Annotated in this window: 16 protein-coding genes; 10 read left to right on the top strand and 6 right to left on the bottom strand. The window is 73.3% G+C overall.

Annotated features, from left to right (window positions below; genetic code table 11):
- Positions 1-339: 339 nt before the first annotated feature.
- Together ACSRUE_RS22270 and ACSRUE_RS22265 are read right to left on the bottom strand one after the other, a co-directional pair.
- Positions 340-705 carry a hypothetical protein gene (locus ACSRUE_RS22270; protein ID WP_441292754.1) on the bottom strand — a complete coding sequence of 122 codons (366 nt, stop codon included), beginning with the start codon at positions 703-705 and terminating at the stop codon, positions 340-342.
- Between the two features lie 110 nt (positions 706-815).
- Positions 816-1244, bottom strand: coding sequence for a GxxExxY protein (locus ACSRUE_RS22265; protein ID WP_441292753.1), 429 nt, complete (start codon positions 1242-1244; stop codon positions 816-818).
- A 596-nt stretch (positions 1245-1840) separates the two neighbouring features.
- On the opposite strand from ACSRUE_RS22265, the gene ACSRUE_RS22260 reads away from it, so the two are divergent.
- From ACSRUE_RS22260 to ACSRUE_RS22245, 4 genes are all read left to right on the top strand, one after another.
- Positions 1841-3361: an RNA polymerase sigma factor gene (locus ACSRUE_RS22260; RefSeq protein WP_441292752.1), complete on the top strand. Its 1521-nt coding sequence runs from the start codon at positions 1841-1843 to the stop codon at positions 3359-3361.
- Positions 3362-3378: 17 nt separating this feature from the next.
- Positions 3379-4497, top strand: a complete 1119-nt coding sequence (locus ACSRUE_RS22255; RefSeq protein ID WP_441292751.1) for a hypothetical protein — start codon at positions 3379-3381, stop codon at positions 4495-4497.
- 148 nt (positions 4498-4645) lie between these two features.
- Entirely contained in the window at positions 4646-5788 is a 1143-nt protein-coding gene (locus ACSRUE_RS22250; RefSeq protein WP_441292750.1) for a hypothetical protein, read from the top strand.
- Positions 5789-6025: 237 nt separating this feature from the next.
- Entirely contained in the window at positions 6026-7390 is a 1365-nt protein-coding gene (locus tag ACSRUE_RS22245) for an SGNH/GDSL hydrolase family protein (RefSeq protein WP_441292749.1), read from the top strand.
- A gap of 211 nt (positions 7391-7601) precedes the next feature.
- Here the strand turns inward: ACSRUE_RS22245 and ACSRUE_RS22240 are convergent, their stop codons facing one another.
- On the bottom strand, positions 7602-8057 hold the full coding sequence (locus ACSRUE_RS22240; RefSeq protein ID WP_441292748.1) for a GFA family protein: 456 nt from the start codon (positions 8055-8057) through the stop codon (positions 7602-7604).
- Positions 8058-8191: 134 nt separating this feature from the next.
- Here ACSRUE_RS22240 and ACSRUE_RS22235 point away from each other — a divergent pair, with 134 nt between their 5' ends.
- Positions 8192-9172 carry a helix-turn-helix transcriptional regulator gene (locus ACSRUE_RS22235; protein ID WP_441292747.1) on the top strand — a complete coding sequence of 327 codons (981 nt, stop codon included), beginning with the start codon at positions 8192-8194 and terminating at the stop codon, positions 9170-9172.
- Positions 9173-9203: 31 nt separating this feature from the next.
- On the opposite strand, the gene ACSRUE_RS22230 is transcribed toward ACSRUE_RS22235, so the two are convergent.
- On the bottom strand, positions 9204-12608 hold the full coding sequence (locus tag ACSRUE_RS22230; protein ID WP_441292746.1) for a protein kinase domain-containing protein: 3405 nt from the start codon (positions 12606-12608) through the stop codon (positions 9204-9206).
- Positions 12609-12972: 364 nt separating this feature from the next.
- Between ACSRUE_RS22230 and ACSRUE_RS22225 the strand changes: the two genes are divergently transcribed.
- From ACSRUE_RS22225 to ACSRUE_RS22215, 3 genes are read left to right on the top strand one after another with little or no spacing between them, the layout of a single operon-like run.
- Positions 12973-13287, top strand: a complete 315-nt coding sequence (locus tag ACSRUE_RS22225; RefSeq protein ID WP_437708072.1) for a hypothetical protein — start codon at positions 12973-12975, stop codon at positions 13285-13287.
- Complete coding sequence (locus ACSRUE_RS22220; protein ID WP_441292745.1) at positions 13284-14690, top strand: hypothetical protein; 1407 nt, start codon at positions 13284-13286, stop codon at positions 14688-14690. Before ACSRUE_RS22225 ends, ACSRUE_RS22220 begins: the two co-directional genes overlap by 4 nt.
- Positions 14687-16951: a hypothetical protein gene (locus ACSRUE_RS22215; protein WP_441292744.1), complete on the top strand. Its 2265-nt coding sequence runs from the start codon at positions 14687-14689 to the stop codon at positions 16949-16951. The genes ACSRUE_RS22220 and ACSRUE_RS22215 overlap by 4 nt, the downstream gene beginning before the upstream one ends.
- Before the next feature lie 40 nt (positions 16952-16991).
- On the opposite strand, the gene ACSRUE_RS22210 is transcribed toward ACSRUE_RS22215, so the two are convergent.
- Complete coding sequence (locus ACSRUE_RS22210; RefSeq protein ID WP_441292743.1) at positions 16992-18284, bottom strand: sigma-70 family RNA polymerase sigma factor; 1293 nt, start codon at positions 18282-18284, stop codon at positions 16992-16994.
- Between the two features lie 433 nt (positions 18285-18717).
- On the opposite strand from ACSRUE_RS22210, the gene ACSRUE_RS22205 reads away from it, so the two are divergent.
- Together ACSRUE_RS22205 and ACSRUE_RS22200 are read left to right on the top strand one after the other, a co-directional pair.
- Positions 18718-19230: a hotdog fold domain-containing protein gene (locus ACSRUE_RS22205; protein ID WP_437766189.1), complete on the top strand. Its 513-nt coding sequence runs from the start codon at positions 18718-18720 to the stop codon at positions 19228-19230.
- Positions 19231-19532: 302 nt separating this feature from the next.
- Positions 19533-21032 carry a VWA domain-containing protein gene (locus ACSRUE_RS22200; RefSeq protein ID WP_441292742.1) on the top strand — a complete coding sequence of 500 codons (1500 nt, stop codon included), beginning with the start codon at positions 19533-19535 and terminating at the stop codon, positions 21030-21032.
- A gap of 96 nt (positions 21033-21128) precedes the next feature.
- Here ACSRUE_RS22200 and ACSRUE_RS22195 read toward each other — a convergent pair whose 3' ends face one another.
- Positions 21129-22448, bottom strand: coding sequence for a DUF5690 family protein (locus ACSRUE_RS22195; RefSeq protein WP_441292741.1), 1320 nt, complete (start codon positions 22446-22448; stop codon positions 21129-21131).
- Positions 22449-22904: the final 456 nt, after the last annotated feature.

Raw genomic sequence — 22904 nt, 5'->3', positions numbered from 1 at the left:
GGGTGCGTGGCGCCACGGCCTGCGGACCGGCCGCGGGGTCGAGGCGGACGCCGCTGAGCTCGTGACCCCCGCCGGCGAGCTCCGCGAACGAGGTCTCGGCGTCGTGCTCCTGGGGCGCCGCGCGGCTGTCCACGTCGCCACCGGCAGGCCCGCGGGCCCCCTCGTGGAGCTCCGAGCGTGCCACCGTCGGCGCCCTGTCACACCAGGGTTCGCCTGAAGTGTCGTGATCCTAGTCAGGGAAACGCAGCGTCTCGACCCGGGTGCCGTCCTCCCCCCGGATCTCTTCGCCAGACCAATCTCAGCTCACGCCGCCCTTTCCCGGCGGTCCCAGCTCGTAGGTCACGCCCTCCAGCGTAAGTCGGTCCAGTCGAGGGCGATGAGAATCGACGCGTTCTCTCCCACGACGAACCGGACCCAGCGCGCCAGCACGATGTCGAGCGACAGGGCGTCGTTACCCAACATGCGGTCGACCTGCTTGACGCCGCTCTTGGCGGTGATCTTCGCCACGTTCGCGTAGGCCTGCCCGATGGCGTGGATCGACAGGACGGCGGCGTTCAGGACCCCGGCGACGCCGTTTGCCAGCGACAGCACGCGCAAGGCGTGCAAGTCGGCGCCGAAAACGCGGTCCACGAACTCCCGGGTGTGCTCCAGACCGAGCTTGTCTCGGTCGGGCTTCTGGGTCGAAAGCGAATCGGCAACGGTCACGGGTGGCATCATGCCGCATCAACCATCCGCCGGGCGATGGATTCCCGGCTTCGTGACGAACGAGGGGATCCCTCAGAGAGGAACCGCCAAGAACGCCAAGAGCGCCAAATTTACGGAGAATGAACCACGCGCCTGACACCGGTACGGAGGAAGGCCACTTTGAAAGTGATCAAGAGGCCAAGCCGTAGCCTTGCCGCCTTGAGATACGACAGAAGCTGCGCAACGTGGATCGGGGCAATACCCTCGGTCGCCTTGAGCTCGACGACGAGCTGACCATCCACCACGAGATCCAAACGAGCCTTGCCCACCAGATTCCCCTTGTAGTCCACGCCGATGGGCACTTGCCGAGCGAACGGAATGCGGCGCAAGCAAAGCTCGACGCAGAGCGCTTCCTCGTAGATAGCCTCGAGGAAGCCAGGGCCGATAGTTCGGTGCACTTCGAGCGCAGCGCCGATCACGCAGTGGGCGAGGCGGTCCAGCTCCGCGTCGGGCTCGCTCCTCACTTCTTCCTTGGCGTCCTTGGTGTCTTGGCGGTTCATCTCGTGTCTATCGACACAACCACGCCCTCAGTTGTGCACTCCGCTGCAAAAGAACGCCGTTGACCCTTTGGAGAGTGTGGGATCCCTCGACGGTGACACAGAGTGCATCGAGGGATGCCACGCGATGAGGACGTACGCGATGGCGAGGCGAAGAGCGGTGAAGGCGTCGGCTAAACGCCTCTCCGCCGCTGAGAGGCGGCGGCCCCATCGAAGCAACTCCTCCTCCCCCCTCCATCGCTCCGAAGACCGGGACTCTCCGCCGCTGAAAGGCGGCGGCCTCATTGAAGCTCACCAACCCGCGAGGCGGCATCACGGAGGCGCTCGGCCCTCTCCACCGCTTCGACTCGTCGCCCCCTCTCCGCCGCGCCTCCGCTCGGCGTCACGGGCACCTATCACGAGGCGTCGCCCTGCCTGCCATGGTCGAGCCCGCCGGCCATGACGCCCGAGGAGGTCACCCGCGACCCCCTGCGCACCCGCCGCCCAGCGCCCCGCATCGTTCCGACCTCCGGCCACCATCGGCCACGCTCCCGCCCCACCCCTCGGCACCAGCCCGGTCGATTCTGTGACGATCCCAGAAATCCACCGCAATTCTAAGCATGAGCCTTTTCTCTCCCCTCCCGCCTCCTCCCGAGGACCTCGTCCAGCACAGCACCTGGACGTCCATGCACGCGACCGCCGTTCACGTGCTCCCGGGGATGCTACGGTACCTCGGCGTCGCCGAGGACGACATCGACGACCTGTCCCAGGAGGTCCTCCTCGGCGCCTACACAAGCCTCCGCCGGTACAACCCTGCCTATCCCGCCGCGGCGCGCGGCGCTGCCTCACCGCCGCCGGCCGCCTCGCCGCTCCTCCAGGACCTCGCGTCCGCCATGCCAGCTGCCGCCGCGGGCACCGTCCAGGAGAAGCAGGGGCAGGACGACCCCGCGTCGCTCCCTCCGCCGGCGCCGCGCAATCCCCCTCGGGCATCGCGCCCGCACGGCCTCGGCCCGCGCTGGCGAGCCGAGTCCAGCTGGCTCTTCGGGATCGCCTGGCGAAAGGTCCGGCGCCATCTGGAGCGCACCTACCGGCGCCTCGAGGTGCCGGTGGGCCTCGCGAGCGAGGCGTGCTTCGAGGGCACCGACGCCGCGCCGACCAGCGAGCAGCGCATCGCCACGAACCAGCGAATCGCGATCGCGACCCGCCTGCTGGCGACGATCGCGCCCGAACGGCGCGCCATCCTGATCATGGCCGATGGGGTCGAGATCCCGGTGCGCGAGATCGCGCGCTCCCTCGAGCTCAACGAGAACACCGCTGCAAGCCGGCTGCGCCTCGCGCGCGAAGACTACCGCGCCGCCGTGAAGCGCCTGCGCCCCGAGGAGCAGCGCGCGCTCCGGTCCGGCCTGCTCATCCTCCCGCTCTTCTCCCTCACCTCCTCGCGCCCCGCCGTCGCGTCGCCGGCCTTTCAGTCCGGCGCCTCCGCCATCGTCGAGACGAACGCGCCCGTGACCCGCCCCGAGCTGCCAGGCGAGCCCGGACCCCAGGACTTCGCAGATCGACCCGGGCGCGCCGCTCGCCTCGCGCGCCCGCTCGCCCGGCTCATCCGCCCGGCGCTGGCGTTGGCGGCGGCAGGCGTCGGCGGCGCCGTGCTGTTCGCCGCGCTCGCGCCGGCGCCGGCCCTCTGGGCCCACCGCCTGGGCCCGATCGCGACACCGCTCCTCCTCTCGCGTGCCGTCCACCCCGAGGCGCGACCGGAGACGGGTCCCGGTGGGCGGCCGCGCTCCGATGCGCCGCGCTCCGACGCGATCTCGGACAAGGAAGCTCCACCCCCTCGTGCGCCCGCGCCCGCGCCCGCGCCCGCGCCGGCAAGTGCCTTCCGCCGGCGCGAGCCCGCCGCGCCGGAGCAGCGCGCTCCCTCCGACCGGCATCAAGAGCCGCTCGCCGACGAGCTGCAGCTGCTCGACACCGCCAGGCAGGCGCTGTTGCAAGGCGACAGGGCGACCGCGCTGGAGCGCATCGCCGCCCATGAGCGACGGTTCCCCGAGGGGCAGCTCAAGCTGATACGCGAGCGCCTGCGAACGAAGGCGGCGGCGGCGCAGGCGACGCCGGCCGGCGGCGCGGCGGGGCAGAAGCTTCCGTGACCGCGCGGAGGAGGCACGTGCGCCGGACATCGCACGGCGAGAGCGCGCGCATGAAGCGGGCGGCCCGCGCGGCGCTCGCCTCGATGGCCGCGGGGGCGATCTCCGTCGCTGGCGTCACGCCGGTCCGGGCCGAGCCCACGCCCGCGCCGCTCCGGGTGCGGCTCGAGTTCATCCGCGGGCCAGGCGCCGAGGATTGCCCGGACGAGCCGTTCCTGCGCGCGGAGACGGCCCGGGCGATGGGCGGGGTCGACCCCTATGATGCGGAGGCTCCGTTCACGATGACGGCGTCCATCGAGCGCCGGCACGGCAAGCTCGCCGCATCACTGTTCCTCCGCGATCGCGACGGTCACGGGCGCTGGGCCGACGGGTTCAGCGCGCGCGACGACTGCAAGGTGCTCGTCACCTCCATGGCCCTGTCCATCGCCTTGGTGCTCGACGAGGCCACCGAGCTCCCCGCACCACCGGCGGCGCCAGCGAGGCCCGCCGAGCAGGCGATGCCGCCCGAAGAGCCCTGCTCGCCGGAGCGGCCCTGCCCGCCGAAGCCGGCCCCTGCGCCGCCATCACCGCCGCGCACGGCGTCACCCGTGCGCGCGCCGCCCCGGAGCAGCGCAGTACTGCGAGCGCCGGCGGAACGCTTCCGCTGGGTGGCCGGCCTCGGCGCGGTGGCCGGCCTCGAGATGACACCCGGCGTTGCCGCTGGGCCGGCGCTGTCCGTCGGGGCACGCTGGCCGGCGTGGTCCGTAGCGCTGGAGGTCCGCGGGCTCGCCGCGCTGTCAGGAAACGTCGACGCCGTCGCCATGTCGGTCTCCACCCTCACGACCGATGTCGTCTTCTGTCTGGACCGCCGGAGCTTGTTCGCGTGCGGCCTCGCCGAGCTCGGCGTACGCCATGCGGTCGCCGCCGTTCCGTTCAACACGACATCACGGCTGAATCTCCGCGCCGGATTCGGTGCACGGGCGGGTATCGAGTGGCCTCTCTCAGAAAATTTATCAGCCCGAGCACACGCGGATGTCGTTCATCCTGTGGCCGCCGCCGCCATCCTTCGCCACCCAGGCGATCCTGAGCCCGAGCGCCCTGTCTGGAGCGCTCCTGCTGTCGCCGTGGCACTCGGCGCCGGTTTACAGGCGAGCTTCTGAGCGTGATTCGACGGCGAACGCTGCAGAACGCTCCGACAAATTGAAACGGAAAGAGAAATTCCTCTCGCTTCAGGGAATGGTGTTCATGAGAATCGTCGTACGTCATCGGCCTTGTGCTGGAGAATGGCGTTCACGTAAGGTTTCAGCCATGCGCACGGCACGATTCGTCCTTCCAGGGCTGCTGCTCATCGCTGGCTGCGAGGTAGAGCCCACCATCATCACGGGCCCCTGCACACCCCAAGAGAAGGCGCTGGGTTATTGCTCGGGGGCCACCACCGGCGGCCAAGGCGGCGACGGCGGTGAGGGCGGCGCCGGTGGCCAAGGCGCGGCCGGCGGCGAGGCCAGCGCCGGCGGCCAGGGCGGCGCCGGCGGCGACATGCACAGCTCGCTGTGCTCCGGCCAGTGCGCCCCGCCTGCGCCGCTCGGCTGGTTCGGCCCGGCGCTGCTCTGGTTCGGCCCACCCGAAGCTGTCCCCGACTGCCCCGCCGACGCGCCGACGCTCGGCTACCAAGGCTTCGCCGATCTCCAGCAGCCGCCGATGGACTGCGCGAGCTGCGCGTGCGATCCGCCCGAGGCCTCGTGCGCGCTCCCCACCGGCTGGGCCGCATCCTCGTCCGCCTCGTGCCCCGGCGACGAGCCGGGGACCGTGATGACCTCGTTCGCCGCGCCCGACGGCTGGGACGGCGCGTGCACCGCGGCGAACCCGATTCCCGAAGGCCAGCTCTGCGACGGCGAGCCCTGCGTGCAGTCGCTCACGATCGCGGCGCCCTCGGTCACGACCGGCGCGTGCACGCCGCGCATCGACGCGCCGCCGCCTGTCCCCAGGCTGGATCCGTGGGCGACGCGGGCCAGGGCGTGCCTCGCCGGCGCGTACACCGCGTGCGAGGACGCGACGACGTGCGTGCCAGCAGCACCGTCGGGCTTCCTGACCTGCGTCTACCACGAGGGCGGCGACGCCGGCTGTCCCGAGGGGTACGCCGCCAGGCACGTCTTCTTCGAGCACGTGATCGACGGCCGCGAGTGCACCCCCTGCGGCTGCGGCGACCCGACCGGCGCCTCGTGCACCCTCATGGCGTCCGTGTTCCGCGACGCCGCCTGCACGGACCTGCTCGCGTCGAACCTCGTCAGCTCCAGCGTCCCGTTCTGCGTCGTGACGCCTCCCGGCGCAGGCCTGGGGAGCAAGTCGGCCGTGATCTCGGCCGTCGAGCCGGGCGCGTGCGCTCCGCACGGTGGCGAGCCCGTGGGCGAGCTCCAGGCGAGCGCGCCATCGACCTTCTGCTGCACGGCCTGAGCGGGGCGCTCCCGGAAGCCTGAAGCGCGAAGCATCGTCGAGCAGGGCGTGGATTCGCACGGTGCCCCTGCGCCCGGCGAGAGGGTCGGCGGGGGCGCCGACGTGCTGCGAAGTGTGTGACGACTGGAGCCATGGATCGGGAATACAGTCGGCGGACGCCGTGAGGTCGTGAGGATTGAGACTCTGTGGGCGTCCTCCGCGCTCCACGGCTCCAGGCAAACAACCGGGATAGGACCGATGGATAATTCACCGAGACACAACGCAGTCACCTCGACGCGCCGCGACGCCCGGCGCTCCTCGTCCGCGCGGCCCGAGCCGAAGCACGGTCGCTCGCCGCGCGCTCCCCTCCTCCTCGCCGCGGCGATCGCGCTGATGACCGCCGCGCCGGGGCGCCCCGCGCTGGCCGCGGACAAGGCGCCCGAGGGGCGATGGGTCGCTGGATGGCACAGCAGCCCGACGCCCGGCGGCACGTTCAACTCGCAGGATTGTCCGTCGGACGTCGGCCTCGCCGACCAGACGGTCCGGAACATCGTCCGCGTGAGCGCCGGCGGGAGCTCGGTGCGCGTGCGCATCTCCAACGCCGGCGGCAGCGAGCCGCTCAAGGTGGGCTCGGCGTCGGTCGCGCTCTCGGCCGGTGGAGCCGCCACGGTCGCGGGGAGCTCGCTGCCGCTGCGCTTCGGAGGCCAGACCTCGATCGTCATCGCCGCGGGCGGCGAGGCGGTGAGCGACCCGGTGGCGCTGAAGGTCCAGCCGCTGCAGGCGCTGGCGGTGAACGTCTACCTCCCGGGCAAGACCGGGCCGATCACGCAACACTACTTTGCGGCACAGGACAACTTCCTCGCCTCGGGCAACCGGACAGGGAACGGCGCCGACAAGCAGTTCACACGGAAGATCTCGTGCTGGATGGCCGTGTCGGGCGTCGACGTCAAGGCCTCGCCGGACGTCGTCGGCACCCTGATCACGCTCGGCGACTCGATCACGGATGGATACCTGTCGACAAAGAACGACAACCATCGCTACCCCGATTACCTCGCGCAGCGCCTCGCCAGCCGGAAGGGGCCGACCCTCGCCGTGGCGAACGCCGGGATCATCGGGAACGAGCTGCTCACCGTCCGTCCCCAGCTCCAGTTCGGGTACCCCGTCCCTGCCCGCCTCGCGCGCGACGTGCTGACCCAGCCCGGAGCGCGCGCGATCATCCTGCTGGCAGGCATCAACGACATCGGCGACCGCTCCGCCAAGGCCGCGGATCTGATCCCGGCGGTCCAGCAGATCATCCAGTCTGCCCGCGCCGCCGGGCTCAAGATCTACGGCGGCACCCTGGTGCCGTTCGCCGGCTCGAACGGCACCTACAAGGGCGATTATGGCACCGCGAAGGGCGAGCAGGAGCGGCAGAAGCTGAACACGTGGATCCGCACGAGCGGCGCCTTCGACGGGGTGATCGACTTCGACAAGGCCCTGCGCGACCCGGCCGATCCGAGCCGCCTGCTCCCGGCCTACGACGCGGACAAGCTGCACCCGAACGACGCCGGGTACCAGGCGATGGCCAACGCGGTGGACCTGGACGCGATCATCAACGCCGTCGTCAAGGGAGCATCTCCGTAAACCTCGAGCTCCCGGCGCCGCCGGCCCGGGGCGCCAGGACACCAATCACGTCGATCGAGCGAGAAATGAGCCGCCAAGGCGCCAAGGACGCCAGGAGCAAACCACAATCCTGGCGTCCTTGGCGCGCTTGGCGGTTCAAATTCCTGCTCTTTTCCGGGGTTTCAACCCGCTTGTCGCTCCAGGCAAGCGCCCGCCGGCGGCGCGCTCCGGCTCAAGCCCTCTTGGCGGCGGAGAACGGATCCACGTACGTCGTGGCGCCGATCTGCGCCCAGGTGTCGTGACGCCCGTCGAGGTACGCCACCGGGACCCCGGTGAGGTCCGCGTCGTCGAGGCAATTCAGGTTCACGGAGCAGAACTCCCCGCCGAGCTCCGGGATGTTCCCGTGCCCGAAGACGCGCATGCCGCACGTCTTGCAGAACCGGGCATGGCCGGCCTCGTGCCGCGAGTAGTCGCCGAGGACCTCCTCGCCGGCGATCAGGCGGAAGGCGCTCGGCTTCACGAGGATGCCCCACCACCTCGTCTTCGTGCAGATCGTGCAGTTGCACTGCGTCGTCCCGGCGCTCGGGTCGAAGTCGGCCTCGAAGCGGACGGCGTGGCAAGCGCAGCTGCCCTTGTAGGTCCGGAAGCCGGGGGTCGTCGTTGTGTGCTCGGAAGCGGCGTTGCTCATGGGCGGTAGCTCCAAAGGGTGGGGGCGGGGGCCGTAGGCTCGTCGAGACGCGCCTTCGGGCGCCTCGCCCGCGGGAGGAGAGGAAGCTAGACTGGATTGCGGACAGATTCGGTCCGCAAGGAGAGAGGCGGTACATGGTCCAGACGTCCGCGCGGCTGCTGAAGCTCTTGTCGCTGCTGCAATCCCGGCGCTTCTGGACGGGCGGCGAGCTGGCCCGCGAGCTCGCGATCACCGAGCGCAGCGTCCGGCGCGACGTGGACAGGCTCCGGAGCCTCGGGTACCCCGTCCACGCGGCCACCGGCATCGGCGGCGGATACCAGCTCGGCGCCGGGAAGGAGCTGCCGCCGCTGCCGCTCGAGGACGACGAGGCGGTCGCCGTCGCCGTGGGGCTGCGCGCGGCGGCGACCGGACCCGTGAGGGGGCTGGAGGAGGCGTCGGTGCGCGCGCTCGGGAAGCTCGAGCAGGTGCTCCCCAAGCGGCTCCGGCGCAAGGTGACCGCGCTGGGCGCCGTGAGCGTGCGGCTGGGCGACGGCAGCCCCACCGTCGACGCGGACGCGCTCGCCGTCATGGCGAACGCATGCCGCGACGCCGAGGTCCTGCGCTTCGACTACAGCAGCCACAGCGGCGCCGCGAGCACGCGCGCCGTCGAGCCGTACCGGCTCGTGCACACGAGCCGCCGCTGGTACCTGCTCGCGTACGATCTCCACCGGGACGCATGGCGGACATTCCGCGTCGATCGCATCCAGGGCAGGCCGAAGGCCGCGGGCCGCTTCAAGCCGCGCCCGCTGCCCGCGGAGGACGTGGCCGACTACGTGTCGAGGTCGGTCTCCACGGACGCCTACCCGATCCGCGCGCGCGTGACCGTGCACGCCCCCGCGCAGGCCGTCTCGGAGCGGCTCTCGGGCGTGGCGGGGCGCATCGAGGCGCTTTCGCCGGACCGCTGCGTGGTCCACACCGGCGGCGGGAGCCTCGACGCGCTCGCGTTCCACCTCGGGTTCATGGGGTTCGAGTTCGAGGTGCACGAGCCCGAGGAGCTCATCGACCAGCTCCGCCGCCTGGCCGAGCGCCTCGGCCGGGCCGCGGGGCGGAGCGGGGCGGCGGGAGAGGGCTCGTGAAGTCCCGTTCCCTCACGCGACGCGGACCGGCTCACTCCGAGAGCGCCGCCGCGATCGTCGCGTCGAGCCCGGCGCCCCGGCCCTCGAGGAGGCAGGCCTCGTGGACCGCGCCCCCCAGCGCCGCCCGCGCGGCGGCGGCGCACTCGGTGAGCGCCGGCCGCTCGATGGGCGGCACCGGCGTGCCGATGGCCTCGCGGAGCGCCGCGGCGCCGCCGAGCAGGCGCGCGCCGCGCTCCGCCTTCCCCGCCCGCACCGCCGCGCGCGCGAGCGCCTCCAGGACGCTCGCGGAGCGCCAGAGGTCGCCGAGCTCCCGGTGCAGCCGCAGGCTCGCCCGCAGGCGCCGCTCCGCGAGGGCGAGATCGCCGCGCTCGACGGCGATGAGGCCCAGGATGTTGCTCGTCCAGGCGAGCCCCTCCTTGAATTTCACCTGCCGCGACAGGCCCTCGCTCTCCTCGCAGAGGCGGGCCGCCTCGCCGAGCTCCCCGCGGTACAGCGCCGCGCAGCCGAGGTAGAGCAGCGCCGTCGCGGTCCCCTCGCGATCGCCCGCGCGGCGGAGCTCCGGCAGGGCGAGGCGGCACGCGCCCTCCGCGCGCGCGGTGTCGCCCGAGAGCCACGCCGCGAAGCCCGAGTAGCCGAGCGCGCGCGCCGCCTCGAGCGTGTCGCCGCGGCGCGTGGCCAGCGCGAGGCTCTCGCCGTGCAGCGCGAGCGCGCGCTCGTAGTCGCCCTGCTCGCGGGCGACGCTCCCGAGGATCTGGATCACCGACGCGAGCCCGCCCTCGTCCCCGAGCTCGCGGTAGAGCGCCGCGCCCCGCTCGAGCAGCGCGCGGGCCTCGCGGTAGTCGCACTGGAGGAGCGCGAGCCTGCCCGCGCCCCGGAGCGCCGAGGCCACGTGCTCGGGCGCGACGCCCGCGGCGCCCGCGAGCGCCCGGCCGAGCCACGCGCGGCCCTCCTGGTAGTGCCCGTGGATGTACCAGAACCGCGAGAGCGCGGCGGCGAGGCGCACCGCGGCGCCCGCGTCGGCGCCCGCGAGCGCGAGCTCCAGGGCGAGGCGGAGGTTGTCGTGCTCGAGATCGAGCGCCGCGAGCCACGCGGCCTGCTCGGGCCCGCAGAGCGCCTCGGCGGCGCGCTCGGCGAGCTCCAGCGACAGCTCGACGAAGCGCCGGTTGCACGCCCCGGCGGCGCCCTCCTCCACGAGCCGATCGAGGCCGTACTCGCGGAGGATCGTGAGCATCTGGAACCGCGGCTCCTCGCCCGCGACCTGGAGCACGAGGCTCTTGTCGATGAGCGACTCGAGGATCCCGAGCGTGTCGAGCGCCGGATCGCGGGAGGCGCACAGCTGGTCCGCCATGGCCAGCGAGAAGCCGCCCGCGAACACCGCGAGCGTGCGGAAGGCGAGCTGCTCCTCCGGATCGAGGAGGCCGTAGCTCCAGTCGATGGCGGCGCGCATGGTCTGCTGGCGCTCGGGCAGATCGCGCGCGCCGCCCGTGAGCAGGCGGAACGAGCCCGCGGGCGCGGAGGCGCGGCCCGCGGCCCCGCGGTCGCCGAAGCGCGAGAGCAGCGCCGCGGGGGTGAGGACCCGGAGGCGGGACGCGGCGAGCTCGATCGCGAGCGGCAGGCCGTCGAGGCGCGCGCAGATCTCCACGATCTCCGCGGCGTTGTCGGGGCCGAGCTGGAAGCCAGGCTTGATCGCGGCCGCCCGGCGGCAGAACAGGCTCACCGCGGAGCTCGCCAGCGCGGCGTCCACCGTGACGTCGCGCGGCTCCGGCACCTCGAGCGGCGGCACGACGTAGCGCCGCTCGCCCGAGAGGTTCAGCGCGGCGCGGCTCGTCACGAGGAGCGAGAGGTGCGGGCAGCTCGCGGCGAGGTGCGCGATCGCCGGCGCCGCGGCCGTCAGGTGCTCGAGGTTGTCGAGCAGGAGCAGCACGCGGCGGTCGCGGAGGAACTGGACCACGCGCTCGAGATCCGGCCGCGCGCCGCCCTCGCCGAGGGAGAGCGCCTGCGCGATCGCCGAGGGCACCAGCGCCGCCTCGCGCAGCGACGCGAGGGGCACGAAGCAGACGCCGCCGGGGAACGCGGGGACGAGCTCCTCGGCGACCTGGAGCGCGAGCCGGGTCTTGCCGGTGCCGCCGACGCCGGTGAGCGTGAGCAGGCCGGCGCTGGGGTCGAGCAGGAGCGCGGCGATCTCGGCGCGCTCGCGGGCGCGGCCGACGAACGGCGTGCGCTGGACCGGCAGGTTGTGGCGCGGCCGCTCGGCCTCCGGCGAGCCGAACAGGCCGAGCGGCGGCGTGCTGTGGGAGCCGAGCGGCGGCGAGGTGCCGCGCAGCGACGCGCCGGAGAGGCCCGGCGGCGGAGCGCCGTGGAGGGCGGGCGGCGAGGTGCCGTGGAGGCCGGGCGGCGGCAGGAAGCGGTCCGAGTCGCGGTGCGCGCCGCCAGGGAGCGCCTGGGGCGGGGCCTCGAGCGTGCCCGCGAGCTCGATGGTGTCGGTGCTGAGCATGTCCGCGGGCACGCCGCCCCTGCGCGACGCCGGCCCGCCGGCGCCGGGCGGCTCGGCGGCCGCCGAGGAGGCCTCAAGCGCCGCGCGCAGCGCGAGGCTCTGCTGGCGGACCGAAGGGAAACGCCCGGCCGGGTCGCGGTCGCACGACCGCAAGAACCACGCGTCGAACGCGGGCGGGAGCCACCGCCACCGCGTCGACGGCGGGTAGAGCCGCATCACGAGGAGCGCCGCCATCAGCTCGGCCATGCTGTTCGCGGTCCAGTAGATGTCGCCGGTCAGGAGGCGGACGGCGATGAGGCCGATCGCCCACACGTCCGCCGCGGGGCCGATCTGGTCCGAGCGCCCGCGCGCCTGCTCGGGGGCCATGTAGATGGGCGTGCCGATCGCCGTGCCCGTGGCGGTGATCCCGCCCGACGCGCCGAGCGCGCCCGGCTCGACCGCCTTGACCAGGCCGAGGTCGAGGATCTTCACGCGCTCCCGCCCGTCGTCGCCGATCGCGAGGAAGAGGTTCGCGGGCTTGAGATCGCGGTGGGAGAGGCCCCGCGCGTGGGCGAGCTCGAGGGTCTCGGCGACCTCGCCGAGCCAGCGCTGCACCTCGCCGGGCGAGCGCCTGCCCCGGGTGGTGACGAGCTGCTCCAGGTCGTGGCCCCGGAGCAGCTCCATGACCAGGAAGGGGGCATCGTCGAGCTCGCGGGCGAAGCCGGCGTCGAGCATGCGCACGAACCCGGGCGCGTCGAGGAGCCGCATGGCCCGGATCTCGCGCTCGAACCGGGAGGCCGCCGCCGTGCCGGCCGCGTGCGTCCGGAGCAGGACCTTCACCGCGACCCGACCGCCTCCGTCGAGATCGTCGGCCATGTACACGACGCCCGCGCCGCCGCGGCCGATCTCGCTCAGGAGACGGTAGCGGCCACCAACGACGAGCGGGCAATCCGGAGAGAGCATGAGGCGGCCGCGACCGGGACGAGCTCGGGAGGGGCCACGGCGGCGGCAGCTTACCACAGGGGGCGCCGGCGCCCCGCCGTCGGCGGCCTCCGTTCTGCGCCGATGTCCCGGGGGCGATGCTCCCCGCGCGACGCGCCCGCGCGGCGGATCCGCGCGAGGGAGAGGGCCTGTCCATGACATCGAAGCGTGCCCGCGCCGCGCGAAGCGCTCCCTCGCGTTGCGGGAAGCAGGTATGCTCGCCGCCGCGTTGGAGGGATGGCGACGAGCACCAGCGAGAGCCCGCGCTCCGGCGCGACCCGCGGCCACGGCGCCGGCGCTCCGCGGCCAGGAACGCCGCCCCCGCTGCTCGCCAGGAGAGAGCTCCATGACCAGCACCGTTGACAAGAGCGACGTGTTCCTCATCCCGATGCCCGGCAAGCGCGTGGCGCGCATCCCCATCGCGGTCCTCGAGCGCTACCTCGACGAGGCCACGCGCGTCGTGCACGACCCGGCCGAGCCGGAGAGCGACGTGACCGCCCACGGGATGTCCGTCGACCCGGCGACGGGCGCGAGCGTCTGGCACACCGAATGGGAGCTCGGCCCTTGCGACTACACCGACGAGAGCGGGTTCCCGCAGAGCGCCTACGCCTGGCACCGCCACCCGCTCGGGACCGAGTACACCGAGATCTACCAGAAGTGAGCGCGCCCCGGCCGGCCGTGCCCCTCTCCCGCCCGCGCGCTCCACGCGCACCCGCCGCTCCACGCGCGCTCCACGCGATAGCTCGCCTGCGCCGCCTGCGCCGACCGGGCGCGCCGCTCCTCGCGGCGGCCGCCGGCGCGCTCCTCCTCGCCTCGCTCGCCTCGGCCTGCATCGAGCGCGGCTATCCCCTCGCCGGGAGCGGGCAGGTCGAGCTCCGCGCCGACGTCGCCGGGCCGCTGTTCGCCGCCGACACGCTCGACGAGGCGGGCAAGCCGGTGCTGCCCCGCCAGAGCCCCTGGCGGACCGCGGTCTCGCTCAAGCTGACCGAGGCGAACGAGCCTGCGTACGGCGGCTACGTCGAGGTCCGCGCCGTCCCGAGCGAGGCGCTCACGCTGCACCCCGTGGAACGCGACCAGGAAGCCGGGGCCTCGTGCGGCGTGAAGGACGGCGCGTTCCGCTGCACCGCCGGAACCCAGGGCTACGCCCGCTTCACCGCCGCCTCGGAGGGCGACTGGTCCGGCGAGGCGCGGCTCGTCGTCTCGTGGGCCGACCGCACCGAGGAGCTCCCGATCACGATCCTCCCCGCGGGCTTGCCGGAGGACGCCACCAACTTCGCGCTCATCGCGGGGGGCCTCGGCGCCAGCGACCGGGTGCTCGCGACCTACGTCCCCCTCATGTGCACGATCGGCCCCCTGCCGGACGATCTCGGCGCCAGCTGGCGGCCGGGCGCGATCCGGGCGCGCGAGGCGCGCGTCCGCGCGTCACCCCCCCTGAACGCGCCGGGCGTCGTGGAGCACGCGCCCGTGATCATCGAGTCGCTGCACAGCGAGGCCGCCCTCTCGCTCGCCCCCGATTGCCTCGAGCGGACCTCGCGCCTGCGCGTGCTGCTCGGCGCGACCGGGGAGAGCCCGCCCTTCATCCTGTGCTTCAGCGACCTCGGCGGCGAGGTGAAGATCGCCGTGAGCTCGGGGCAGAAGGCGCTCGACCCGATCCCCTCGCTCACCGTCGACCCCGAGCCGCGCCTGCTCCGCGTGCGCGCCCTCCGGAGCGTCGTCGCCGCGGGGACGCCCGGCGATCTCTTCGAGGTGAGCGCCTACAACGCCGAGCGCGTGCGCATCGCCGTCCCCGTCGACCTCGCCGTCGGCGACGACCAGGTGATCGCGCTCGGCGGGGCGTCCGTGACCCTGCGCGGCGAGGACAGCGAGGCGACGATCATCCAGGGCGTCGCTGTCGCGCCGGGGACGACGGCGCTCCGTGTGACGCCCCGCCTGCTCGCGAGCCCCGAGTGCTCCTCCGAGCCCATCACCGTCACGCCGGAGCCGGAGCCGGAACCGGAGCCGGAACCGGAGCCGGAGCCGGAGCCGGAGCCGGAGCCGGGCGCCGGAGGGGGAGGCTCGCCGTGAGCGCACGCAGATCCGCCCTGTTCCTGTCGGCCGTGGCGCTCGCGCTCGCGATCGCCGCGCCCGCCACCGCGCCGGCGCAGGACGATCCCGGGACGGACGCCGGGGAGACCGGAGACGGGGAGACGCCGGAGACGGCCACCTCCCTGAGGCGCTCGACAGGCGCGGCGCCGATGGCCGTCCCCGCCGACTTCGGCGGCAGCCTGCAGGTCGTGCGCGCGCCGGCGGGCACGGCCAGCGCCGCGTCGTCGGCCGGCGGGCCGGAGATCTTCCCGGACGCGCGCCGCGTCTGGATGAGCGTCCGCGACACCGATCCGGTCCCGATCGAGGCCGCGCGCCGCGGCGGCCGCTGGCTGTGCAGCGGCGGCGGCTGCGCCGCGCAGACCGGCGATCCCGGGCAGAGCCCGATCGGCGACCAGATGCTGCGCTCGATCAAGCTCCAGACCCCGACGCTCCCCCTGCCGCTCACGGTGTGGGGGCGGCTCACCGAGGACGGCCAGCGCCTGCTCGATTTCGACCCGGTGCTGCTCGGCCGCCGCTCGTACCGGCACGTCTGCGCCTACCGCCCGGTCGCCGACGCGCCGCGGTCTCCCGTGGGCGCGCCGGCCGCGCCGGCCGCGCCGTCGCCGCCGTCACCCGATCGCGTGGACGTCTGCCGCGACGGCCGGCCCGAGCCGCCGCCGGCCGACGCGGGCGAGCTCACGCTGGGCATGCAGTGGCCGAAGCAGTCGGAGATGGCCGATTTCCACTACCTCGCCATCGTCGACAGCTGCGGCAACGCCCGGGTGCAGCCGTTCCAGCGCACGTTCACCGTGCCGGTCCTCGAGGTCGCCTCGGGCGGCTGCGGGCGCCCCGATGGCAAGGTCCTCCGCGTCTTCCCGGGCGGCGGCTGGCTCCGGGTCACCGCCTTCAACCTCCACGCGCCCGCGGCGGGCAACGTGATCAACGCGACGTACCGGGTCACCGTCCCGCCGCTCGAGAACCTCGTCGAGTCGAACCCCGCGCGGCTCCTCTTCCCCGATCCGCTCGCCGACGACCTGAAGGTCGACTGCGGCCCCACGCCGATCGCGCCCCGCACCGATGCCGGGAGCCTCCCGCCGCCGGGGAGCGCCCGTCCGCCTGGGCCGCGGGCGGCGTCCCCTGCCCCGCCGGGGGGCCGGGTGCCCGCCCGCGCGGATGGGCAGCTCCAGGGTGGCGCAGGCGCCGGCCGGCGGCCCTCGGCGGCGGCGCAGGCCGGTCCGACGGCGCAGCCCGGCGCGGCGGAGCAGGCCCCGCCTCCGGCGCAGGCCCAGCCGCCGGCCGGGCTGCCGCCTCCTCGCCGGGCGCCCGACGTGGATCCATCGCGCCCCGGGCCGCAGCCGCTCGCGCACGGCGCGGTCGTCATCTCGCCGGCGCCGCTCCGGCTGGGCAACTGCCGGATCCGGCTGACGGGCCAGGCCAAGCACCGGCTCGTGGCGCCGCTCGCGCTCCATGTCTCGCTGACGCGCACCGATCAGATGCGGAGCGGCACGCCGATCGAGCTCCTCCAGAACGGCACGTGGATCGTCACGCCGAGCAGCGCGGAGTTCCCGCTCCCGCCGCTCGCGGAGGACTTCGACGGGGACGCGCGGCTCCGGCTGGCCGTCTACAGCGATCCGCTGAGCCCGCAGGGCAAGGTGGTGCTCGTCTCCGACGCGGGCCGCGTCGCGAGCTCGCTGCGCTCGAACGAGCCCGGCGAGCCGGAGCGCGCCCGGCGCCTCGTGGGATCGGTGGCGATCCACTCGGTCCCGCTGTGCGGCGAGGACAACTTCCAGACGCTCGAGGCCGCAGGGACCTGCTTCCGCGCGTACCTCACCGTCCCGGCGATGCTGGCGACGCTGCAGGTCACCCGCGCGCCGTGGGTGGAGAAGCCCCTCGTCACGCGGAGCGTGCTCAGTGCCGTCGGCGTCGCGCTCGCGATCGACCGCTACGACCCCGTGGAGCGCCGGGCCTTCCCGATCGCGGCGCAGCTCGGCGGCTTCGTGCAGACGCTCGGCGAGGGGCGGGTCGGCCTCCTCGGCTACGTCGGCGTCGCGCCGACGATCCCCATCCTCGGCTCGGGCGGCAACACCACGTCGTTCGGCTTCCTGGCCGGGCTCGGGCTGGAGTACATCACCAACGAGGCCGGGCCCGACGAGGGGCTCAAGCCCGCCGCGTTCGTGTCCGCGGTCGTGCAGGTGGGCCAGGCCGCCCCGCAGGTCTCCACGGGCGGCCGGGCGAGCTTCGGCACCTACGCCGGCGACTGAGCCACCGCGGCGCAGGGCGCGCGGCGGCCCGGTCGCCCGTTCACCGGCGGTTCAGGATCGCGTCCAGCTCCTCGATCGCCTGCCGTGGGATCGCGGTATCGAGCCGCACCTCCTCGAGCAGGGCGCGCGCCTCCGGGTAACGCCTCGCGATCACGAACGCCCGGATCCAGAGCACCTTGCGCTCCGACGTGAAGAGGGTGTTCGGCATCTCGCGCTCGTAGCGCTGGAGCGCCGCGATCGCCCGGTCCGGATCGCGCGCCTGCAGCGCCCCGGTGACCGCGTCGAACAGGGCGATGTCGTGATGGCTGCCGGGCCCGTCGATCTCGATCTCGAGCTTCTCGATCGGCTCGGCGGCGACCGGCGCCGGCGCGCGCTCCCCCCGCTCGGGCGGCGGCACGCGCGCTCGCCGCAGGGCCGGGGGGCCCCGCAGCGGCGCCTCGACGGGCGCCGGGGCCGCCGGCGGCGCGACGGGCGGCGCCGGCGGCTCGGCGGGCCGGCGCGGCGGCATGGCGGCGACGAGCGCGGGCACGACGTGCCTCACCTCCTGCGGAGGCGGCGGCTCCGGGGCCTGGAGCGCGAGCCAGGCCGCCCCCGTGGCCGCCGCCGCCGTGGCCGCGACGGGGGCGGCGACGCCCAGGGTCGGCAGCTGGACGAGCTTCGTGAGGCCCTTGAGCCACGTCACGGCGTCGCTCAGCGCCCGGCCGACGCCCCCGGCGGCGTTCCCGGCGCTGCCCGCCTCGAGCGCCCCCACCGACTCCTGCACGCCGCGGAGGATCGAGGCCCGGACGTCGTCGGGCACGCGCGGCGAGATCCGCGCGGTGGCGAGGAGCGCCGCCAGATCCAGGGGCAGCACGAGGCGAAAGCCCTCCCTCTTCCGGTCCTCGCGCCGGCGCTTCAGGACGATGGCGTGGAACAGGCGGATGGCGCGCGCGCGCCACTTGTACGCGGTGGACAGCGGGATGCCGCGCTGCTGCGCGAGATCCGCCATCGGGGTGCTGTGGAGATCGTGCCCGACCAGGATCCAGTGCGCGTCGGCGTCGAGCTGCTGCATGAGCTCCAGCACGACGAGCCGCTCCTGATCCGAGATCAGCAGCTCTTCCGAGGTCATGGCGGGGTCGACGAGGGGAGGGAGCTCATCGTCGGGCACGAGCTCTTCGTAGCGGTGCTGGGCCCGCTGCAGGTAGTGCGAGGCCGTGTGGACCGTGATCCGGTTCAGCCAGCGCTCGGGCCGGGAGATCTCGGGGTTGTACTTGTTGAAGCTGAGGTACGCCGCGAACAGGACCTCCTGGGCGAGGTCCTTGCGATCACGCAGCGGGACCCCCAGACCCGTCAACCAGCGCCCTACGAGCGCGGAGGTTTGCTCACGAAAGAGAAGCTCGAACGCGCGCTCTTTCTCGGGTGGGCCGCCTTGGCCCGGACGTCGAGGTCTTGTCATACACAAGTCCAGTTCCGGGCACGGACGGGAGATTGCCGCCCGAAGCAGGTCGCGCGCGACGGACCGGAGGCCGGACGGCGGCTCACGGGCGTCCGGAGGCCGGAAATGCCGCAGAATCCTCGCGAGAACGGGGCGCCAAGGCGCTCCGGAGCCATCCGATTATCGAATAGAATTGTTAAATACAATTCATGCGACGAATGATCTGTGCTGCGCCCAGGGTGCGGCGCGCGGAGGCGCCGGGACGCACCGGCTGGCCGGCTGGCCGGGGATTCCGGGTGCGCCCGCGCGCGATTCGAGGCAGGCTGCCGCCCCCGCCCCGCGGATCCAGCGCATGAAGCTCACCGACTTCTCTCTCGCATCGATCGCGGCGAGCTCGCGCCGCAACACCATCCGCGACGTCTGGGACAAGCTGAGCCCCCTGCCGGGGGGCAAGCGCCTGTTCAGCCGGCTCATCGGCGCGATGGCCCCGTACACGGGGACGATCCGCGCCGAGGTCGAGGTCCTCGAGCGCGGCCGCGCGGAGGTGTCGATGCGCGACCGGCCGGGGCTGCGCAACCACCTCCGCTCGGTGCACGCGGTCGCGCTCGTCAACCTCGCCGAGCTCACCGGCAACACGGCGCTGTCCTACGCGCTGCCCGATGACGCCCGGTTCATCGTCGCGGGCCTCTCGATCGAGTACGTGAAGAAGGCCCGCGGGACGATCCGCGCCGTCTGCGAGTGCCCTCTGCCGGAGACCAGCGAGCGCAGGGAGTACGATATCCCGGTGAGCCTGCGCGACGCGACGGGGACGGAGGTCGCCCGCGCCGTCCTCCGCAGCCTCGTCGGTCCGAAGAAGCACCCCTGAGCTCGGCGCCCCGCCGCCCCCGGAGCCCTCGGGAGCTACCGCCCCTGCATTCCGGCGCAGCGCCACGCGCTCCGGCGGAGCCCTACGCTCCGGAGCAGCCATGTGCTCCAAAGCACCTTGCGGACCGGAGCAATTCTGTGCTTCGGAGCAATCCTGTGCCCGCAAGCACACGGTGAGCGCAGCTATTATCACCTGACTTCCACGGAAGCGTCTCACCCCGCCCCACACCGAGCCGGAGCGCGGACAGAGGGTTCGAGTCAACACGCTCGACAAAGCGCTTCCAGGGTGTTTCGATTCTTCGAATGAGGAACCGGTCAGCGATGGTGGCGCTCGCCGCGACGGGGATCAGCGTGATCTTCGCGGCGTGCGGGGGGACCGATGGCTCGGTCTCCGCCGGCGGAGCCGGCGGAGCGGGCGCCGGGGCCAGCTCGGGGACAGGCCCGGGGAATGGCTCGGGGAACGGCTCGGGGAACGGCCCGGGAACAGGCGGAGTGACGAGCACCGGATATGGCACCGACGGGCCTGGAGAGATCACCACCGGGCCCAGCAGCGGCGCCGGAGAGGGCGCCGGCGGCGAGGCGTCGTGCGCCGGGGAGACGAAAACGGCGGAGCTCGTGCCGCTCGACCTCTACATCATGCTCGACGCGTCGGGGTCGATGGATGAGCGGCTCGCGACGGGCGGCACCAAGTGGCGCGCGGTGACCGACGCGCTCGAGGCCTTCTTCACCGACCCGCAGTCGGAGGGGCTCGGCGTCGGGCTCCAGTACTTCCCTCTGCTGAACCCCGGCCAGCCCATGAGCTGCAGGACCAACGAGGAGTGCGGCGTCAGCGGGCCGTGCGCGCTCCGGGCCTGTCGCAACTCGTTCGACGCCCGCACGGGCCTCCAGGTCTGCGCCGCCGACTCGGACTGCCCGGACGGCGACGCGTGCATCGACATCGGCGTATGCTCCCAGAACGGCAACGTCGTCTGCGGCGACATCGGCGAGCGCTGTCCCAACCGCGCGGGCACGTGCAGCAGGGTGTCCCGGAGCACCTGCGCGCATCCGTACTCGTGCGTCACCGAGGACTACGCGACGCCCGCCGTCTCGATCGCGCCGCTCGACGCCGCCTGGGCCGACGAGCTCATCGGGTCGATCGACCGGACATTTCCCAACGGAGGCACGCCCACCGCCGGCGCCCTGTCCGGCGCGATCGCCCAGGCCCGGTCCCACGCCGAGGCGAACCCGACCCACAGGGTCGTCACCGTGCTCGCCACCGACGGGATGCCCACCGAGTGCAATCCCACGTCCGCCGACGGCATCGCGGAGATCGCGGCCGAGGGGCTGGGCGGCTCGCCGAGCATCTCGACCTTCGTCATCGGTGTCTTCGGCAGGGGCGACGACGGCGCCCAGGCCACGATGAACCGCATCGCCGAGGGCGGCGGGACGACGTCGGCCTACTTCATCGACACGAGCTCCGACGTGACGCAGGCGTTCCTCGACGCGCTCAGCGAGATCCGCGGGACGAGCCTCGCGTGCGAGTACCAGGTCCCGGCGCCGTCGGCGGGGCAGACGCTCGATTACGGCACGCTCAACGTCCAGCACACGCCGCCGGAGGGCGCCGACCCGTCGACCATCTTCTACGTGGCCAGCGAGGCGCGCTGCGACGCGACCGCCGGCGGCTGGTACTACGACGTCGACCCCACGACCGGCGGCACGCCGACGAAGATCGTGATGTGCCCCGCGACCTGCACCCACTTCCAGGCGGGCGGGCAGGTCCAGCTCCAGGTCGGCTGCAAGACCGAGATCCCGCCGATCAACTGAGCCCCTTCCCCCCACGCCGCGCGCTCGCCCGCGCCGCGCCCTCCACGCTCGCCCGCGCCGCGCGTCCGCCTGCGCGGCCGGCAGCCGGCGGCGCGCTCATGCGTCGAGCGCCGCGCGCCGCACCGTGGGGGACGGGCCGCGGGTGCGCAGCCAGAAGTACGCCGCGGATGAGGCGAACAGGGCCCCGCAGACGAGCGCGGTCGCGTAGCTGAAGCCGAGGAAGAACTCGAGCCACGAGCGCTTCGCCTGGCCAAAGCTCTTGTAGAGCAGGAGCGCCACGCTCCCGAGGTAGCCGAAGGCGTCGGCCGCGGTGATCAGGAATCCCGCCGTCGCCACCGAGCCCACGGCCGCGATGAGCCGGTCGAAGAGGACGCAGTTGTACGGGACGTACCCCACGTAGAGCCCGAGCCCGACGCTGATCATCCAGGCCACGGGGCCGATGACGCCCGCCTGGTAGAGCGCGGTGCTCAGCCCCGCGAGCGCCGCCCCGGCGACCATCACGCCGTGGATCGCGACGAGCGCCGCGCGGTTGTTGCGGATGCCGATCATCACCGCGACCGAGAGGAGCGCGCCGATCGCCACGGGGATCTCGGCCGTCGTCAGGATGGCCGGCTGGTCGGTGTAGCCGAGGGCGTCCCAGATCTCGCGGGCGAAGTTGTCCCGGAAATCGCGGTAGGCGGTGAGGACGACGTAGCCGAGGACGAGGGTCGCGAGCCCGCCCGCGTTCGCGCGGACGAACGCGCGCCGCGCGGCGCGGTCCATCGGCGCGCGCCGGGTCCGGAGCGCCTCGTCGTCCACCGAGGGCGGCGGGATCTGCGCGAGCATCCACACCGAGAAGAGCAGCGGCGGGAAGAAGAGGGCCCCCGTCACCGCGGGCATCCACACCTCCGGGACCCCCCAGCCGAGCGTGATTTTGCCAACGGTCTTTACGAAGCCGCTCGCGACGATGAAGCTGGCGCAGAGGCCGGCGCCGAGCAGATCGCTCACGCGGCGCCCCTCGAGGAAGCCGAAGACGAGCCCCCAGACCATGCCGAGGGGCAGGCCGTTCAGCGCCAGGAAGACGGCGGCGTACGGGGCCGGCGCGAGCCCGAACAGGACGAGCGCGACCTCGCTCACCCCGATGCACGCGAGGATGGCGAGCGCGCGCCGCTCGGGCGGCATCTCGGAGACGACCTTGATGCCAAGGAACTTGGAGGCGCAGTACCCGAGCACCTGGGCGATGATGTAGAGGCTCTTCAGATCGAGCGCGGGGAGCAGCGGCAGCGCGACCATCCCCTTGTAGGAGCCGACCGCGAACGGCTTGCGGAAGGCGTACATGCAGAAGTAGGTCGAGAACGCGGCGATCACGGCGAAGGCCGTGAACACCGGCGCAGGGGCTCGCTCGAGCCATTTCGTCACGCTTCGCTGGGCCGGCATGGGAGCTCCGAGGAAGGCGCGAGGGTAATCGCGGCCGCGCGGCGAGCGCATGGATTTTCGGTGAGGAGCGGGCCGGTCTCCCGCCCTCACGCGAACACGCGAACCGCGGATCTCGCCGTGATCTGCCGAGCGTCCAGCCGGTATACCGCGATGGTCAACTTTTTCGCCTTCCGCCTTGCTCTTGTTTCTTCCGGCTCGTGTCGCTGCTCGCCCGTCATCGCTCCGCTTTTCGGTCCTCGCTCTTCGCCTCTCGCGCCTTTCGTGGGGCGCCCGCGAGCGTGCGGCGTTCGAGGAAGCTCATCGGCAATCGATGAGGCGGGCTCATCCGCGGCGTGGTGGTCGAGATCGGATGGCCTGAAATCGACACCTCGGCGAGCGACGCCGGCGCGCGGCCCGGAAAGTCATGTGAGCTCGTCCGCCGGCTCCCGAGTCGCCTTCAGGGGAAGCCCTAAGTCA

The sequence above is a fragment of the Sorangium sp. KYC3313 genome, from assembly GCF_052075895.1.
Classification (GTDB): Bacteria; Myxococcota_A; Polyangia; order Polyangiales; family Polyangiaceae; genus Sorangium; species Sorangium cellulosum_B.
The sequence above is the reverse complement of the archived record's forward strand: the minus strand, read 5'-3'. Positions and strand labels throughout refer to the sequence as shown.

Coding starts and splice junctions, on each gene's coding strand:
- ACSRUE_RS22265 (WP_441292753.1), bottom strand. CDS start 1,244: ATGAACCGCCAAGACACCAAGGACGCCAAGGAAGAAGTGAGGAGCGAG.
- ACSRUE_RS22260 (WP_441292752.1), top strand. CDS start 1,841: ATGAGCCTTTTCTCTCCCCTCCCGCCTCCTCCCGAGGACCTCGTCCAG.
- ACSRUE_RS22250 (WP_441292750.1), top strand. CDS start 4,646: ATGCGCACGGCACGATTCGTCCTTCCAGGGCTGCTGCTCATCGCTGGC.
- ACSRUE_RS22245 (WP_441292749.1), top strand. CDS start 6,026: ATGGATAATTCACCGAGACACAACGCAGTCACCTCGACGCGCCGCGAC.
- ACSRUE_RS22240 (WP_441292748.1), bottom strand. CDS start 8,057: ATGAGCAACGCCGCTTCCGAGCACACAACGACGACCCCCGGCTTCCGG.
- ACSRUE_RS22235 (WP_441292747.1), top strand. CDS start 8,192: ATGGTCCAGACGTCCGCGCGGCTGCTGAAGCTCTTGTCGCTGCTGCAA.
- ACSRUE_RS22230 (WP_441292746.1), bottom strand. CDS start 12,608: ATGCTCTCTCCGGATTGCCCGCTCGTCGTTGGTGGCCGCTACCGTCTC.
- ACSRUE_RS22225 (WP_437708072.1), top strand. CDS start 12,973: ATGACCAGCACCGTTGACAAGAGCGACGTGTTCCTCATCCCGATGCCC.
- ACSRUE_RS22205 (WP_437766189.1), top strand. CDS start 18,718: ATGAAGCTCACCGACTTCTCTCTCGCATCGATCGCGGCGAGCTCGCGC.
- ACSRUE_RS22200 (WP_441292742.1), top strand. CDS start 19,533: ATGAGGAACCGGTCAGCGATGGTGGCGCTCGCCGCGACGGGGATCAGC.
- ACSRUE_RS22195 (WP_441292741.1), bottom strand. CDS start 22,448: ATGCCGGCCCAGCGAAGCGTGACGAAATGGCTCGAGCGAGCCCCTGCG.